Origin of the sequence: Agromyces protaetiae, assembly GCF_004135405.1 — a bacterium.
Taxonomy (GTDB): Bacteria; Actinomycetota; Actinomycetes; order Actinomycetales; family Microbacteriaceae; genus Agromyces; species Agromyces protaetiae.
In genome coordinates, this window is record NZ_CP035491.1 from 127,588 (window position 1) to 143,183 (window position 15,596).

General features: G+C 71.0%; 15 protein-coding genes. 6 read left to right on the top strand and 9 right to left on the bottom strand.

Features of this window, described 5'->3' with window-relative positions; genetic code table 11:
- Positions 1-14: 14 nt before the first annotated feature.
- Positions 15-1,379 (top strand): FAD-binding oxidoreductase, encoded by a 1,365-nt coding sequence (locus ET445_RS00625; RefSeq protein WP_165314248.1) that lies wholly within the window; start codon positions 15-17, stop codon positions 1,377-1,379.
- Between the two features lie 22 nt (positions 1,380-1,401).
- Here the strand turns inward: ET445_RS00625 and aspS are convergent, their stop codons facing one another.
- The 4 genes from aspS to msrB form a co-directional block, all read right to left on the bottom strand.
- Positions 1,402-3,177 (bottom strand): aspartate--tRNA ligase, encoded by a 1,776-nt coding sequence (aspS, locus tag ET445_RS00630; protein ID WP_129187894.1) that lies wholly within the window; start codon positions 3,175-3,177, stop codon positions 1,402-1,404.
- A gap of 55 nt (positions 3,178-3,232) precedes the next feature.
- A complete protein-coding gene (locus ET445_RS00635) occupies positions 3,233-4,114 on the bottom strand; it encodes an alpha/beta fold hydrolase (protein WP_243695269.1) in 882 nt (293 codons plus the stop codon).
- A 368-nt stretch (positions 4,115-4,482) separates the two neighbouring features.
- Positions 4,483-5,022, bottom strand: coding sequence for a peptide-methionine (S)-S-oxide reductase MsrA (msrA, locus tag ET445_RS00640; RefSeq protein ID WP_129187896.1), 540 nt, complete (start codon positions 5,020-5,022; stop codon positions 4,483-4,485).
- Positions 5,019-5,489 (bottom strand): peptide-methionine (R)-S-oxide reductase MsrB, encoded by a 471-nt coding sequence (msrB, locus tag ET445_RS00645; RefSeq protein ID WP_129187898.1) that lies wholly within the window; start codon positions 5,487-5,489, stop codon positions 5,019-5,021. The genes msrA and msrB overlap by 4 nt, the downstream gene beginning before the upstream one ends.
- Before the next feature lie 156 nt (positions 5,490-5,645).
- Between msrB and ET445_RS18380 the strand changes: the two genes are divergently transcribed.
- Entirely contained in the window at positions 5,646-6,317 is a 672-nt protein-coding gene (locus ET445_RS18380; RefSeq protein WP_341769723.1) for an aminotransferase class III-fold pyridoxal phosphate-dependent enzyme, read from the top strand.
- The gene (locus ET445_RS18385; RefSeq protein ID WP_341769724.1) at positions 6,272-6,919 is read left to right on the top strand and encodes an aminotransferase class III-fold pyridoxal phosphate-dependent enzyme; all 648 of its coding nucleotides are present in this window, start codon (positions 6,272-6,274) and stop codon (positions 6,917-6,919) included. The genes ET445_RS18380 and ET445_RS18385 overlap by 46 nt, the downstream gene beginning before the upstream one ends.
- A 19-nt stretch (positions 6,920-6,938) precedes the next feature.
- On the opposite strand, the gene ET445_RS00655 is transcribed toward ET445_RS18385, so the two are convergent.
- From ET445_RS00655 to ET445_RS00670, 4 genes are read right to left on the bottom strand one after another with little or no spacing between them, the layout of a single operon-like run.
- Complete coding sequence (locus ET445_RS00655) at positions 6,939-7,736, bottom strand: alpha/beta fold hydrolase (protein WP_129187900.1); 798 nt, start codon at positions 7,734-7,736, stop codon at positions 6,939-6,941.
- 25 nt (positions 7,737-7,761) lie between these two features.
- Positions 7,762-8,298 carry a bifunctional nuclease family protein gene (locus tag ET445_RS00660; protein WP_129187901.1) on the bottom strand — a complete coding sequence of 179 codons (537 nt, stop codon included), beginning with the start codon at positions 8,296-8,298 and terminating at the stop codon, positions 7,762-7,764.
- Positions 8,299-8,330: 32 nt separating this feature from the next.
- Positions 8,331-8,972 carry an HAAS signaling domain-containing protein gene (locus ET445_RS00665; RefSeq protein ID WP_129187903.1) on the bottom strand — a complete coding sequence of 214 codons (642 nt, stop codon included), beginning with the start codon at positions 8,970-8,972 and terminating at the stop codon, positions 8,331-8,333.
- The gene (locus tag ET445_RS00670) at positions 8,969-9,304 is read right to left on the bottom strand and encodes a PadR family transcriptional regulator (protein WP_129187905.1); all 336 of its coding nucleotides are present in this window, start codon (positions 9,302-9,304) and stop codon (positions 8,969-8,971) included. The genes ET445_RS00665 and ET445_RS00670 overlap by 4 nt, the downstream gene beginning before the upstream one ends.
- A 53-nt stretch (positions 9,305-9,357) precedes the next feature.
- Between ET445_RS00670 and ET445_RS00675 the strand changes: the two genes are divergently transcribed.
- The 3 genes from ET445_RS00675 to ET445_RS00685 all read left to right on the top strand — a co-directional run bounded on the left by ET445_RS00675 (position 9,358) and on the right by ET445_RS00685 (position 13,523).
- A complete protein-coding gene (locus ET445_RS00675; RefSeq protein ID WP_129187907.1) occupies positions 9,358-10,722 on the top strand; it encodes an MFS transporter in 1,365 nt (454 codons plus the stop codon).
- 99 nt (positions 10,723-10,821) lie between these two features.
- Positions 10,822-12,897, top strand: coding sequence for an MDR family MFS transporter (locus ET445_RS00680; protein ID WP_341769725.1), 2,076 nt, complete (start codon positions 10,822-10,824; stop codon positions 12,895-12,897).
- Positions 12,894-13,523: a TetR/AcrR family transcriptional regulator gene (locus ET445_RS00685; protein ID WP_129187909.1), complete on the top strand. Its 630-nt coding sequence runs from the start codon at positions 12,894-12,896 to the stop codon at positions 13,521-13,523. The genes ET445_RS00680 and ET445_RS00685 overlap by 4 nt, the downstream gene beginning before the upstream one ends.
- 39 nt (positions 13,524-13,562) lie before the next feature.
- Here ET445_RS00685 and ET445_RS00690 read toward each other — a convergent pair whose 3' ends face one another.
- Positions 13,563-15,524 carry a DEAD/DEAH box helicase gene (locus ET445_RS00690; protein ID WP_129187911.1) on the bottom strand — a complete coding sequence of 654 codons (1,962 nt, stop codon included), beginning with the start codon at positions 15,522-15,524 and terminating at the stop codon, positions 13,563-13,565.
- Positions 15,525-15,596 lie beyond the last annotated feature (72 nt).

Consider the following 15,596-nt stretch of genomic DNA (forward strand, 5'->3'; position numbering starts at 1 on the left):
CGAAAGGGGTCTCGATGCCTGCATCCGATGGTCTCGCCGCGTTGGAGCGGCTCCGCGCCGAGCTCACGGGCACGCTCGTGCTCCCGGGAGACGCCGAGTACGACACGGCTCGCCTGCCGTGGAACCGCGCGATCGACCAGCGTCCGGCGGCGATCGCGACACCGGCGGACACGGCGGATGTCTCGCGCATCGTGCGTGCCGCCGCCGACGCCGGGCTAGCGGTGACCGTGCAGCCGAACGGCCACGGCGCAGCGGGCGACCTTCAGGGGGTCGTCCTCGTGCGTCCGACCCGGTTCGACACGATCGCCGTCGACGAGCAGGCGCGCATCCTGCGCGTCGGCGCGGGCGTCAACTGGGGCGCCGCGCTCGCGAAGCTCGAGGGCACGGGGCTCATCGCCCTCGCCGGCTCCAACCCCATGGTCAACGCCGCAGCCCTCTCGATCAACGGCGGGCAGTCGATGTTCAGCCGTCGGTACGGCCTCGCGGCGCGCGCGATCGTGTCGGCCGAGGTCGTGGATGCCTCGGGCACGGCCCGCCGGATCACCGACGCCGACGACCCCGAAGTCATCTGGGCGCTGCGGGGCGGCGGCGGGCACTTCGCGATCGTCACCGAACTCGAACTCGCGCTCTATCCCGGCGAACGGCTCTTCGGCGGCAGCCTCCTCTTCCCCGAGACCTGGGCCGAGCCCGTCATCGCCGCGGCGTTCGCGCTCGCGCGGGACGTGCCCGACCTCGGGGTCGACGCGGGCATGATGTCCCTGCCCGACCACGAGATGGTGCCCCCTCCTCTGCGCGGGCAGACCGTGGCATCCGTCGCCCTCGTCCACGTCGGCGACCCGGCCGAGGGGCAGTCGTACGCCGACCGGCTCCTCGCGGTCGCGCAGCCGATCGCGAACACGCTGCAGCCGTTCACGATCGGGCAGCTCGCGGCCGTCGCGGGCGAACCGACCGACCCGATGCCGACCGTCGACTTCGGAGGCAGCGTCGATGCGGCCGACGACGCCTTCGCGGCGGAGTTCGTCGCGGCGTTCACGACGGGTGCGCGGTCGGGGCTCGGCCGTGCGAGCTTCCGCGCACTCGGCGGCGCGATCGCCGACGAGCTCGGCGCCGACCGGGCCGCGATCGGTGCACCGCAGGCGCCCGCGCTCCTCAACTCGGGCGTCGTGCCGTTCGGGCCTCACGTCGACCCGGCCGCGGCCCTCGCACCGCTCCGCGAGCTCGTCGCCCGGCACCGCGGCGACCGAGGCATCCCGAGCTTCCTCGGCGCCGGCACGACGTTCGCCGACGCCTACCCCGCCGAGACGATCGACCGGCTCGGCGGCGTCAAGCTGCGCGTCGACCCCGGGAACGTGATCCGCGCGAACCGTCCGCTGCGCTGACCCGGGGGCCGCGCGCTGCGCGCTACTCGACCTCCGCAGGCTCGGGCTTCGCGTCGACCCCGGCCTCTTTGCGCTGCTCGGCCGTGATGGGCGCGGGCGCGTTCGTGAGAGGGTCGTGGCCGCCGCCCGACTTCGGGAACGCGATGACGTCGCGGATCGACGCCGACCCCGTGAGGAGCGTCATGATGCGGTCCCAGCCGAACGCGATGCCGCCGTGCGGCGGGGCGCCGAAGGCGAACGCGTCGAGGAGGAAGCCGAACTTCTCCTGCGCCTCCTCGGGGCCGATGCCCATGACGTCGAAGACGCGCTCCTGCACGTCGCGGCGGTGGATGCGGATCGAGCCGCCGCCGATCTCGTTGCCGTTGCAGACGATGTCGTAGGCGTAGGCGAGCGCGTTGCCCGGGTCGGACTCGAACGTGTCGATCCACTCGGGGGTCGGCGACGTGAACGCGTGGTGTACGGCCGTCCAGGCGGAGTGGCCGAGGTCGACGTCGTCGTCTTCGCCCGTGGGCTTGAAGAGCGGCGCGTCGACGACCCACACGAACGCCCACGCGTCCTCGTCGATCTGGCCCGTGCGGCGCGCGATCTCTTGACGCGCGGCGCCGAGGAGGGCGCGCGACTCGTTCGTCGCGCCGGCCGCGAAGAACACGGCGTCGCCGGGGTTCGCGCCGGTGGCGGCCGCGAGGCCGTCGCGCTCTGCGTCGGTGAGGTTCTTCGCGACGGGGCCGCCGAGGGTGCCGTCTTCGCCGAAGGTCACGTAGGCGAGGCCGCGGGCGCCGCGCTGCTTCGCCCACTCCTGCCAGGCGTCGAACTGGCGGCGCGGCTGGTCGGCGCCGCCCGCCATGACGACGGCCCCCACGTACTCCGACTGGAACACGCGGAACGTCGTGTCGGCGAAGTACTCGGTGAGCTCGACGATGGGGTTGCCGAACCGCAGGTCGGGCTTGTCGGAGCCGTAGAGACGCATGGCCTCGTGGTAGGTCATCCGCGGGATCGGGGTCTCGACCTTGACGCCGATGAGGTCCCACAGCGCGACGAGGATCTTCTCGCCGAGCGCGATCACATCCTCCTGGTCGACGAAGCTCATCTCGACGTCGAGCTGCGTGAACTCGGGCTGGCGGTCGGCGCGGAAGTCTTCGTCGCGGTAGCAGCGGGCGATCTGGTAGTACCGCTCCATGCCGCCGACCATGAGGAGCTGCTTGAACAGCTGCGGCGACTGCGGCAGGGCGTACCACGACCCGGGCGCGAGGCGCGCGGGCACGAGGAAGTCGCGCGCACCCTCGGGCGTCGAGCGCGTGAGGGTCGGGGTCTCGATCTCGACGAAGTCTTCAGCGTCGAGCACGCGGCGGGCGGCCTGGTTCGCCTTCGCGCGCAGGCGCAGGGCGCCGGCCGTCGCCGGGCGGCGCATGTCGAGGTAGCGGTACTTGAGGCGGGCCTCTTCGCCCACGACCTCGGAGTCGGCGAGCGCCGTCGACACCTGGAACGGCAGCGGCGCCGACTCGTTGAGCGTCACCACGTCGTGCGCGATGACCTCGATGTCGCCCGTCGCGAGGTTGGCGTTGGCGTTGCCCGCGGGGCGCGCCGACACCTCGCCCGTGATCTGGAGCACGAACTCGCTGCGCAGCGGGTGCGCCACGGCCTCGTCGCGGATGACGACCTGGGCGATGCCCGAGGCATCCCGAAGATCGATGAAGGCGACCCCGCCGTGATCGCGGCGGCGGTCGACCCAACCGGTGAGGGTGACGGTCTGACCGATGTGCTCGGCTCGGAGCGAGCCGACCTTGTGGGTGCGCAGCACGGAGCTGGTCCTTCCTGAAGACGGGATCGCGCGCGGTGCGCGCATCCGTGCGATTCTACCCAGCCCGCCCGGGAGGGCCCTGCGCAGGCGCGACGCGGTCGAGCCAGGGCAGCATCGTCTTGAGCGCGCGCAGCGCGACGAGTCCGTGCCCGGTCTTCGGGATGAGCTCGCTCGTGACGTCGGTGCCGAGGGCGCGTTGGCGGGCGACGAACGCCTCGGTGAGGTCGGGCCGCACGAGGGTGTCGGTCTCGCCCTGGGCGACGAAGAGCGGGATGTCGTAGCGGGCGGTGCCCGGGGTGTTCTCGGCGAGGAGGCTCGCCCACGGCTCGACCTCGCCGGGGTCGCCCGTCAGGAACCCGTCGATGAGGGGTGTCGCGATCTCGTGAAGCTCTGTGTTCTGCCCGAAGAGACAGAGATCGTTCATCTTCGGCAGGGCTGCGATCGCCGCTGGCGTCAGGATCGTGTCGAGGTCGGCGCCGGGGGTGTCGGCGTAGACCGACGCGTAGGCGTCGAACGCGTACGCCCCGATCGTGACGCCCGAGACATCCCCGATGTCGGCGTTCAAGAGCTCGGTGAGCTCGACCGCGGGCGCCGCGACGGCGACCGCCTGCACGTCGAGGTCGGGCGCGTAGGAGTCGGCGAGCTCGGCGGCGAAGAGCACCGCCTGGCCGCCTTGCGAATGCCCCCACAGGGCGACGCGATCGGATGCCCCGGTGTCGAGGCCGCGCGCGGCGCGCGCGATGTCGAGCACGTTCCGCCCCTCGGTCGAACCGATGAGGTACGAGTCGGGGCCGGCCGCGCCCATCCCCGCGAAGTCCGTGTACACGACGACGTAGTCGCGGGCGATGAGCTCGTCGAAGCCCTCGACGAGGTCGAACGGGTCGATGCCCCACGAGGGGCGCAGCGCCCGACGGCACCCGTCGTCGGATGCCCCCACGACACCATCGTGCGCCCGCCCTGGGGCGCGGGCTTCTCGGGCGCCGCGACGACGCCCGACACGAGGATGTCTGCACCGTTCAGATCGGTCGAGTGGTAGAGCACCTTCCACGCCTTGACGCCGTGGGGCGCGCTCTCGATGGGCTGCGTCCGCACGATCTCGCCGGGCTTCCCGGCCGGCATCGGGGTCGGCAGGGCGTAGAACGTCGGGTCGGTGCGTTCCTGCTCGGCCCCTTCGATCAACCGGCGTGGCCAGTCGCACGCGGCGAGTGCGGACACGACGACGGCCGCGGCGATGATCGCCGCGGCCGCGCGGCCGGCACGTGTCAGGGTACGCACCGGCGGGTCTTCCTACTGCCTACTTCGCGGTCACACCGCGTCAGCGCGCTTGGGCAGCTTCCAGCCCGCGCGCGGGAAGTGGCAGGTGTACCCGTTGGGGTAGCGCTCCAGGTAGTCCTGGTGCTCGGGCTCGGCCTCCCAGAACGGGCCCGCGGGCTCGATCGTCGTCGTCGCGGGCCCAGGCCAGAGGCCCGAGGCATCCACGTCTTCGATCGTGTCGATCGCGACCTTCTCCTGCTCCTCCGAGAGGGGGAAGATCGCCGAGCGGTAGCTCGTGCCGATGTCGTTGCCCTGACGGTTCAGGGTCGACGGGTCGTGGATCTGGAAGAAGAACTCGAGCAGGTCGCGGTAGCTCGTCTTCTGCGGGTCGAAGACGACCTCGAGCGCCTCGGCGTGGCCGGGGTGGTTGCGGTAGGTGGCGTGGTCGTTCTGCCCGCCCGTGTAGCCGACGCGCGTCTGGAGGACGCCCGGCTGCTTGCGGACGAGGTCTTCCATGCCCCAGAAACAGCCGCCCGCGAGGACGGCGGTCTCGGTACCCGGGATGCTCGTGACGGTTCCGTTGTCGGTCATGCGTGGTGCTCCTCGTCGGTGGTTCCCTCGAACAGGGCACGGTACGCACCGTACCCCTCGGCCTCGAGGTCCGCGAGCGGTACGAACCGCAGCGACGCCGAGTTGATGCAATAGCGAAGCCCGCCCTGGTCGGCGGGGCCGTCGTCGAAGACGTGTCCGAGGTGGCTGTCGGCTCCTGCCGAGCGCACCTCGACGCGCTTCATCCACAGCGAGCGGTCGACCTTCTCCACGATCGACGACTCGTCGATCGGTCGGGTGAAGCTCGGCCAGCCCGAACGGCTGTCGTACTTGTCGGTCGACGCGAAGAGCGGCTGTCCCGACACGACGTCGACGTAGATGCCGTCGTCGTGGCTGTTCCAGTACTCATTGCGGAACGCGGGCTCGGTCGCGTCGTCCTGGGTGACCTTGCGCTGGAGGGGCGTCAGCTTCGCGAGCGCCTCCTCGGTCCTCCGGTACTCGGTTGCCATCTGTGTTTCCCCTTCCTCGACATCGCTGGCTGCGACGCCGAGATATAGAACACCGTATGATCCGGTTTCGTTCCCGTCCGCACCTCCGTGCCGGAGCACTCAGCCGCGACCTCTAGGCTCGTAGCACCGCCACCGAAGAAGAGGAGCACTCCCGCCATGAGCGACGCCGTTTCCCTGGACGTCTTCGACCGTCGAGAGTCCGAAGTCCGCGGGTACGTCCGCGCCTTCCCCACCGTGTTCGACGAGGCCCGCGGGGCCACCCTCGTCGACGCCGACGGCCGGGAGTACCTCGACTTCTTCGCGGGCGCGGGCGTGCTGAACTACGGCCACAACAACCCCGTCTTCACGAAGGCGCTCATCGCGTACCTCGAGCACGGCGGCATCATCCACGGCCTCGACATGGCGACGAGCGCCAAGAAGGCGTTCATCGAAGCGTTCGAGCGGTACGTGCTCGAACCGCGCGGGTGGGACTACAAGATCCAGTTCACCGGCCCGACCGGCACGAACGCCGTCGAGGCGGCCTTGAAGCTCGCCCGCCAGGCGACCGGCCGCCAGACCGTCGTCGCGTTCACCAACGCGTTCCACGGCCTGAGCCTCGGCGCGCTCGCCGCGACGGGCAACAGCCACTACCGCACGGCCGCGGGCATCGGCCTCGGCGGCGTCGCACGCTTCCCCTACGACGGCTACCTCGGCGCGGGCATCGACACGCTCGACCTGCTCGAGAAGGCGCTCGACGACCCCGGCTCGGGGCTCGACACCCCGCGGCGGTCATCGTCGAGGCCGTGCAGGGCGAGGGCGGCATCAACGTCGCGAGCCTGCCGTGGCTGAAGCGCCTCCGCGAGATCACGGCGGTCCGAGGCATCCTGCTCATCCTCGACGAGATCCAAGCCGGCATCGGTCGCACCGGGAAGTTCTTCGCGTTCGAGCACGCCGACATCGTGCCCGACCTCGTGACCGTGTCGAAGTCGATCTCGGGCTCGGGCCTGCCGATGTCGCTCGTGCTCATCCGCCCCGACGTCGACGTGTGGAAGCCCGGCGCCCACACCGGCACCTTCCGCGGCAACAACCTCGCGTTCGTCTCCGCGCGCGCAGCCCTCGAGACCTACTGGGCCGACGACGCCTTCATGAAGGGCGTCGCCGCGAAGTCCGAACTGCTCCGCGCCGAGCTCGAGGCGATCGCCGCCGAGCACCCCGAGCTCGCGTTCGACGTGCGCGGCCGCGGCCTCTTCTACGGCATCGCGACCGACGTCGACCGGGGCCTCGCGGGCCGCATCTCGAAGCAGGCGTTCGCGCGCGGGCTCGTCATCGAGACGTCGGGCGCGTACGACGAGGTGCTGAAGTTCCTCCCGTCGCTCACGATCACCGAAGACGAGCTGCGCGCCGGCCTCGCGATCGTGCGCGAGAGCCTCGCGGCGGCGCTCGCGGGCTGAGCGCTCCCGGGCTGAGCGCTCACGCCCCCGTCAGGAACCGGATCCCCGCCTCGCGGAACGCCCGCGCACCGGGCGCGTTGAAGTGGTGCCGGCCGGGGATCTCGAGGAACGACCCGTTCGGCGTCGCCTCGGCGAGCGCCTTCGACTGCGCGAAGATCGCGTCGTCGGTGCCCGTCGCGAAGAGGATCGGCTGCAGGGGCGGGTGCGTGACATCCGGGTCGGCGTCGCCGTGGCGCATGCCCTCGGCGAGCGCGACGAGCGACAGCAGGTCGTTGCCCGCGACGCGCGACGCGAGGGTGACGTAGTTGCGTGTGACGGCGTCTTCGACGGGCGTGCCGTGCTCGGCGAGCGCGCGCACCTCGTCGATCTGCAGGCGCGCGAGCGGCCGCCCGTCGGGGATGCCGCCGAGCACCGCGCGTTCGATGCGCTCGGGCGCGTTGACGGCGACCTGCCAGCCGACGCGCGCGCCGAGCGAGTAGCCGAGGTAGCGCACGGTGTCGAGCAGGTAGGTGTCGAGCACGATGACGAGGTCGTCGACGAGGTGCACCATGTCGTATTCGGATGACTCGTGGGGCTTGTCGCTCGCACCGTGGCCGAGCTGGTCGACGCCGAGCACGCGGTAGCCCGCCCGCGTCAGGTCGCGCACCCAGCCCGTGTTGACCCAGTTGTCGCGCGTGCTCGACGCGAAGCCGTGCACGGCGAGCACGGTCGGCGCCTCTTCGTCGCCCCACGAGTAGGTCGCGATGCGGCGGCCCTCGGCCGTCATGATGTACTGCGGCGAGGGCATCTCGGTGAGGGCGGGGAGCGCGTCGGGCATACGCTGATTCTGCCGTAGCGAGGGCTCAGCCTCGGAAGTCGTCGGGGTCGACGTCGTCGAGGAACTTCTGGAACTCCTCGAGCCGCTCCTCGTCGGTCTCGTCCTGCCGCGCGCCGCCGGCCGGCACCTCGTCGTCGTCTTCCACTTCGACGAGCTCGGCGGGGATGCCGGCCTCGTCGAGGACGTCGTCGGCGACGAAGATGGGGGCGCCCGCGCGCACGGCGAGCGCGATCGAGTCGGATGGGCGGGCATCGAGCGTGCGCTGCCCGTCGACCGTCTGCAGCACGAGGTCGGCGTAGAAGGTGCCCTCGTCGAGGCGCGTGATGTCGACGCGCTGGAGCCTCGCGCCGAACGTGTCGAGGAGCGTCTTCATGAGGTCGTGGCCGAGCGGGCGCGGCGCGTCTTCGCCGTTGATGCCGATGAGCGTCGAGGTCGCCTCCTGCCCGCCGATCCAGATCGGGAGCACGACGCCCTCACCCACGACCTCGTCGACGGGCTTCAGGAGCACGATGTGCTGCCCGAGCGAGTCGAGCGCGATGCCGAGCACCGTAATCCTGATCATGTCTCATGTTATGCCCCTCGGGGCGCACGCCGTCAGGGGCGGCGGAGGCCGCGGACGAGGAGCCAGATGCCCGTGACGGGCGGGATCACGAACATGAGCAGGATGGCGGCGTGCCAGCCCGAGAATGCCGACACGACGAGCGGCGAGTCGCTCACCCCCGGCGTCGGGGCACCGGCGCGCTCGACCGCGCCCGCGATCGCCGAGGCCGCGAACGTGACTGCGAGCACCGCGAACGGCAGGAGCGTCGCCGTCCACTTCTCCCAGCGCGCCCAGCTCCGGGACATCCACATCATCGTGATGCCCGCGATCCATCCGATCACCGGGATCACGAATCCGCCGAACGCGACGACGAGCGAGGTCACGACGACGTACCAGCGCGGGCTCACGGGCGGGGCGGGCGGTGCGACCTGGGCAGGCGGCGCGGCGAGCGCGGTCGCGGATGCCCCGGGCTCCCCGCCGCTCGCGGCAGGCACGCCGCCCGAGACATCCGCCGCGATCTCGTTCGGATCGCCCAGTTGCTCGATCCGCTCGGCAGCCGCAGCGGGATCGAGCCCTGCGAGGTCGCTCGCGATGCCGTCGAGGATGTCTCGGCGAAGGGCCTGCGGCACGCCCGCGAGCGCCGCGTCGAGTTCGCGCAAGTACACGCGCGCCGCCCGGGAGAGCTGGTCGGTCATACGTGTGATCCCCTTCCGATGAGGTCGTCGACGGTTCGGCTGAAGCCGCGCCACTGCTCGCGGAACGCCGCGAGCTCCCGCGTGCCCGCGGCGGTGAGCCGGTAGTACTTGCGGGTCGGGCCTGCGTCGCTGTCTTGCGTGTACGTCTCGACGGCGCCCCGCGAGCGGAGGCGCGCGAGGAGCGGGTAGAGGGTGCCGGCGCTCGCGACGAGGCCGTGCGCGCCGAGCGTCTCGGCGAGCTCCCACCCGTAGTGCGGCCGCTCGGCGAGGAGTCCGAGCACGCATTGCTCGGCGACCCCCTTGCGCAGTTGCACGGTCGAATCGGCACTCATGCGTCGCATAGTATCTTGCGACGCAAGACAGCACCAGGGGCTAGCGTGGAGCCATGGCCGAAGCCAGGTCGCGCGACCAGCGACTCGTGCTCGCGATCGCCGTGCTCGCGTCGTTCGTCTCGTTCCTCGACAGCACCGTGGTCACGGTCGCGCTGCCCGCGATCCTGCGCGAGCTCGGCGGCGGGCTCGCGACCCAGCAGTGGGCCGTCGACGCCTACCTCATCACGCTCTCCGCGCTCATCCTCGTCGCGGGGTCGCTCTCCGACGTCTACGGGCGCATCCGCGTGCTGCGAGTCGGGCTCATCGGCTTCGGGCTCGCCTCCATCGCGATCGCCGCCGCCCCCTCCCCCGACTTCCTCATCGTCGCGCGCGCCCTCCAAGGCATCGCGGGAGCCCTGCTCGTGCCGAGTTCGCTCGCGCTCATCACCTCGAACTTCCGCGACGAGGCGCAAGCGCGCGCGATCGGCGTGTGGACCTCGCTCACGACCGCCGCGATGCTCGCCGGCCCCGTCATCGGGGGCCTCTTCGTGGACTTCTCGTCGTGGCGGTTCGCGTTCCTCATCAATGTCGTGCCGATCGCCGTGACGCTCTGGCTCCTCGTGCGGCTCGGGCACCGGGACATCCGCGAACCCGGCGCCCGCATCGACTGGCTCGGCGCCGCCCTCTGCACCGCGGGGCTCGGCGGCACGGTGTTCGCGCTCATCGAGCAGCCGAACCTCGGCTGGTCGCCGCTCATCGTGACGGCACTCGTCGGCGGCGTGGCATCCTTCCTCGCGTTCCTCGTGCGCGAGCGCTTCGCCGCGCAGCCGATGCTCCCGCTCGCCCTCTTCCGCGTGCGGAACTTCTGGTCGGGCAACATCGCGACCTTCTTCGTCTACGCCGCCCTCTCACTCAACGGGTTCGTGCTCGGCGTCTACCTGCAGCAGGGCGCCGGCCTTCCCGCCACGCTCGCGGGCCTCGCGACCCTGCCGTCGACGCTCATCATGATCGGCTTGAGCTCGAAGGTCGGCGCGCTCTCGGGCAAGCTCGGGCCGCGCCTGTTCATGACGATCGGGCCGCTCATCATGGCCACGGGGGCGCTGCTGCTCCTCACGGTGCGCACCGACTTCGACTACTGGACCCAGGTCCTGCCCGCGATCGTCGTCTTCGGCATCGGGCTCACGCTCACGGTCGCGCCGCTCACCTCGGCGATCCTCGGCTCGATCGACCCCGTGCGCGCGGGCGTCGCCTCGGCGGTCAACAACGCCGTCGCGCGCGTCGCGGGCCTCCTCGTGATCGCGATGCTCTCGGCGATCGTCGGCGGCAGCCTCGACCTCGACGGCTTCCACCGCGGCGCGATCGCGACGGCGGTCCTCATGGTCGCGGGCGGCATCGTGTCGTGGATCTGGATTCGGAAGCCGGCGCCGGTTCGCGGATGAACCTGCAGAGGTGTATATTTGCACCTCTGCACGAATCTGGACAGCGTCGTACCCGGATCCGCACCATCTCTCTCCGCCACGCGACCTCGAAGGACACGCATGTCGACCACCACCGCCACGGGCTCGGCTCCCGTCGTCGCGCCCGCCGCGACGACCGAGCACGACCCGATCATGACGCCTCGCCAGATCCAGCTCGTGATCTACGGCCTCATGGCCGGCATGTTCCTCTCGTCGCTCGGCCAGACGGTCTTCGGCACCGCCATCCGCACGATCGGCGACGACCTGCACGGCCTCGACCAGCAGGCGTGGGTGACGACGGCGTTCCTCATCACGTCGACCGTGTCGGTGCCGATCTACGGCAAGCTCTCCGACATCTTCGGCCGCCGCCCGCTCTTCATCATCGGCATCAGCATCTTCCTCGTGGGGTCGCTGCTGTCGGCGACCGCCGACACGATGTTCATGCTCGCGGCCTGGCGCGCCCTCCAGGGCATCGGTGCGGGCGCGCTCATGTCGCTGCCGCTCGCGATCATGGGAGACATCCTCGCCCCGCGCGAACGCGCGAAGTACCAGGGCTACTTCTTCGCCGTCTTCGGCATCTCGACCGTCATCGGCCCCCTGATCGGCGGGCTCTTCGCCGGCGCGAACGAGATCCTCTGGATCGACGGCTGGCGTTGGGTCATGCTCATCAACATCCCCATCGGCATCATCGCGCTCATCATGGTGATCGCGTTCCTCCACCTGCCGAAGTTCGCCCACGACAAGAAGCCCCGCATCGACTGGTGGGGCGCCTCGGCCGTCATCCTCGCGCTCGTGCCGCTCCTCCTCGTCGCCCAGCAGGGCCGCGAATGGGGCTGGACCTCGACGCCCGCGATCATCAGCTACGTCCTCGGCGGCGTCGGCATCCTCGCCTTCGTCCTCATCGAGCACTTCATGAAGGACGACGCGATCATCCCGCTCGGCCTGTTCCGCTCGGGCACCTTCTCGATGGCGACCATCCTCAACGTGCTCATCGGCTTCGGCATGTTCGGCGCGATGCTGACCATCCCGCTGTACCTCCAGATCGTCATCGGCCTGAACCCGACCGAGTCGGGCCTCGCGATGATCCCCATGGTCGTCGGCCTCATGATCTCGGCGATCGGCGCGGGCCAGTACACGGCCCGCACGGGCAAGTACCGCATCTTCCCGATCACGGGCACCGCGGTCACGGCGCTCGGCTTCTTCCTCCTCACCTTCGAGCACTACGACACCCCGTTCTGGGTGCTCATGGTCGAGATGTTCGTCGTCGGCCTCGGCCTCGGCCAGCTCATGCAGACCCTCACGCTCGCGAGCCAGAACGCGGTCGAGCCGCACGAGATGGGCGTCGCGACGAGCGTCGCGACCTTCTTCCGCCAGATGGGCGGCACGCTCGGCGTCGCGATCCTGCTGTCGGTGCTGTTCTCGAGCCTGCCGGGCAACATCGTGAAGTCGATCTCCGATGAGGAGACCCTCTCGACGGCCCTCTCGGCGGCGCTCGACCCCGAGATCGCGGGCGCGCCCGAGAACCAGGCCGTCATGGCCCAGCTCTGGACCCCCATCGTCGACCCCATCCAGGAGACGATCCAGACCCAGCTCGACGACGGCGTCACCAAGGCCCTCGCCGCGGCGGACCAGGCCGTGACCGAGAAGGTCACCGCAGCCGTGCAGGCGCAGGTCGACGCGGGCGCACTCTCGGCCGCCATGGCCGATCAGGTCATCGCGACGCAGGTGGCGGCCGCGACTCCCGCCGCGCACGAGGCCGCCCTCGCCGCGGTCGCCGAGCAGGCGAACGCGACCGTCACGGGCGACACCGTCTCGGTCGACTGGTCGAACGCCGATCAGCGCGAGGCGTGGGTCGACCAGCTCGTCCCCGAGCTCGAGCAGAAGCTCGCCGACGGCAACGCCGCGAGCACGACGAGCGGTGCGACGAGCGACACCTCGTTCCTGAACGGCGCCGACCCGGCCCTCACGAAGCCCTTCCTCGTCGGGTTCACGACGTCGGCAGTGCTCGTCTTCTGGGTCGCGCTCGGAGTCATCCTGCTCGCGTTCGTGCTGTCGCTGTTCTTCAAGGCGCCGCCGCTGCGCAACGTCTCGGCCCTTCAGGCCCGCGCGAACGCGGCCGCGAGCCTCGACGAGACGCTGGAAGAATCGACGGTATGACCTCCGTCGAGCCGGTCGCCGCCGCTTCCGCTCCCGCGACCCTGCGGGAGCGGAAGAAGGCGGCGACCAGGCTCGCGCTCCACGAGGCGGCGTTCGCGCTCGTCGAGGCGCACGGTCTCGAGGCGACGACCGTCGATCAGATCTGCGAAGCGGCGGATGTCTCGCAGCGCACCTTCTTCAACTACTTCCCCTCGAAGTCCGCGGCCGTCCTGGGGCTCCCCCAGGTCGTGCTGACCGACGACGCCCTCGCCCGCTTCCGCGCCGCGCGTGGCGAACTCGTGCCCGCGCTGTGCGAGCTCGTCGGCCACCTCGCCGACGAGAGCCGCAACACCCGCCGCATCAAGCAGCTCGTCGCCGAACGCCCCGAACTCGGGCCCGCGTTCACGCAGTGGACGAGCTCGCTCCGCGAGACGTTCTTCGAGCTCGCGCGCGAGCGCGCCGTGTCCGACGAGTCGGCCCGCACCGCGGTCGCCCTCGTCGTGTCGGCGTTCGCGCTCACGGTGCACACGCCCGTCGAGGACGACGTGGATGCCTCGGAGCCCGCCGCCGTGCGCTTGCTGCGCTCGGTCGACCGCATCGTGGGCGCGCGCACGGCGCCCATGGCGGAGCCGCGCGGGGAGCGCTGAGCTCGGGGCGCGGCTCTTGCGTCAGTCGTTCGGCCCGCGTCAGTGCCGAGGCTTGCGGAACGGTCGGTCGCCCCGGTCTTCGCGCGGTGCACGGTCGCGGTCGTATCCGCCTTCACGACGCGGGCGGTCGTAGCCGCCGCGGTCGTAGCCGCCGCCGTCGCGGTCGCGGCGCTGCGGGCGACCCGTGTCGGGACGCAACTCGATGAGCTTGCCGCTGATGCGGGTGCCCGAGAGCCGGTCGAGCACATCGTTCGAGAGGTCGGCGGGCAGCTCGACGAGCGAGAAGTCGGGGCGGATGTCGATGTGCCCGAAGTCTTCGCGGCGGAGGCCGCCCTCGTTGGCGAGCGCGCCGACGATCTGGCGCGGGTCGACCTTCTGGCGACGCCCGACGGCGATGCGGTACGACGCGAACGGACCCGAGCGCGGGCGCGAGCGCCGGCCGTCGCGGTCTTCCCGGTCGGAGCGGGCGCGGTCGTCGCGGAACCGGTCGGAGCCGCGGTCGCCGCGGTCGCCGCGGTCTCCTCGGTCGTCGCGGAACCGGCGTTCGCCGCGGTCGTCGCGGTCACGGGCCTCACGCGAGCGGGTGTCGCGGAACGGCCGGTCGTCCTCGGGCGAGAGGAGCAGCGGCGTGTCGCCTTGGGCGAGCACGGCGAGGGCCGCCGCGACATCGGCCTCGGGCACGTCGTGGTGCGAGACGTAGTGGGCGATGACGTCGCGGAAGCCCTCGATGCGAGCCGTCTCGGCGAGCGCCGCCGTGATGCCCTCGTCGAAGCGCGTGAGGCGCGTGGCGTTCACGTCTTCGACGGTCGGGAGCTGCATCTGGGTGAGCGGCTGACGCGTCGCGCGCTCGATCGAAGAGAGCAGACGCCGCTCGCGCGGGGTCACGAAGCTGATCGCGTCGCCCGTGCGGCCCGCGCGGCCCGTGCGGCCGATGCGGTGCACGTACGACTCGGTGTCGGTCGGGATGTCGAAGTTCACCACGTGGCTGATGCGGTCGACGTCGAGGCCGCGCGCCGCGACATCCGTCGCGACCAGGATGTCGAGCTTGCCGGCCTTCAACTGGTTGACGGTGCGCTCGCGCTGGGCCTGCGCGATGTCGCCGTTGATCGCGGCCGCCGAGAACCCGCGCGCGCGGAGCTTCTCGGCGAGCGTCTCGGTCTCGTTCTTCGTGCGCACGAAGACGATGACGCCCTCGAACGCCTCGACCTCGAGGATGCGCGTGAGGGCGTCGACCTTCTGCGCGTACGAGACGACGAGGTAGCGCTGCGTGATGTTCGCGCCCGTCGTGGTCTTCGTCTTGACGTTGATCTCGTCGGGATCCTTGAGGTACTGCGCCGAGATGCGGCGGATCGCCGCGGGCATCGTCGCCGAGAACAGCGCGACCTGCTTGTCGTCGGGGGTGTCGGCGAGGATCGTCTCGACGTCTTCTGCGAAGCCCATCTTGAGCATCTCGTCGGCTTCGTCGAGCACGAGGTACTTGAGCTCGGAGAGGTCGAGGGTGCCCTTCTCGAGGTGGTCCATGATGCGGCCGGGGGTGCCGACGACGACGTGGACGCCGCGGCGGAGCGCCGAGAGCTGCACGCCGTAGCCCTGGCCGCCGTAGACGGGCAGCACGTGCACGCCGCGCAGGTGCGACGCGTACCGCTCGAACGCCTCGCACACCTGGAGGGCGAGCTCGCGCGTCGGGGCGAGCACGAGCGCCTGCGGCGCGTGCTGCGAGACATCCAGCCTCGAGAGAATGGGGAGCGCGAACGCGGCGGTCTTGCCCGTACCGGTCTGCGCCGTGCCGAGCACGTCGCGGCCCTCGAGGAGCGGCGGGATGGTCGCGGCCTGGATCGCCGACGGGGTCTCGTAGCCGACGTCTTTCAGGGCCTTCAAGACGAGGTCGTCGAGGCCGAGGTCGGCGAAGGTCGGGCCGGCCGGCTCGGCCGGCTCGGTCGTGGCAGCCGTGTCAGGCGTCTGCGGCGCCTCGGGCTCGTTCTGGGCATCCGTTGCGCTCATAGGCTCAACGGTAGTGCGTGGGCATGTGCGATGGCTGATGGATGCCTCGGGCGGTGAGCCCGAGGCATCCGC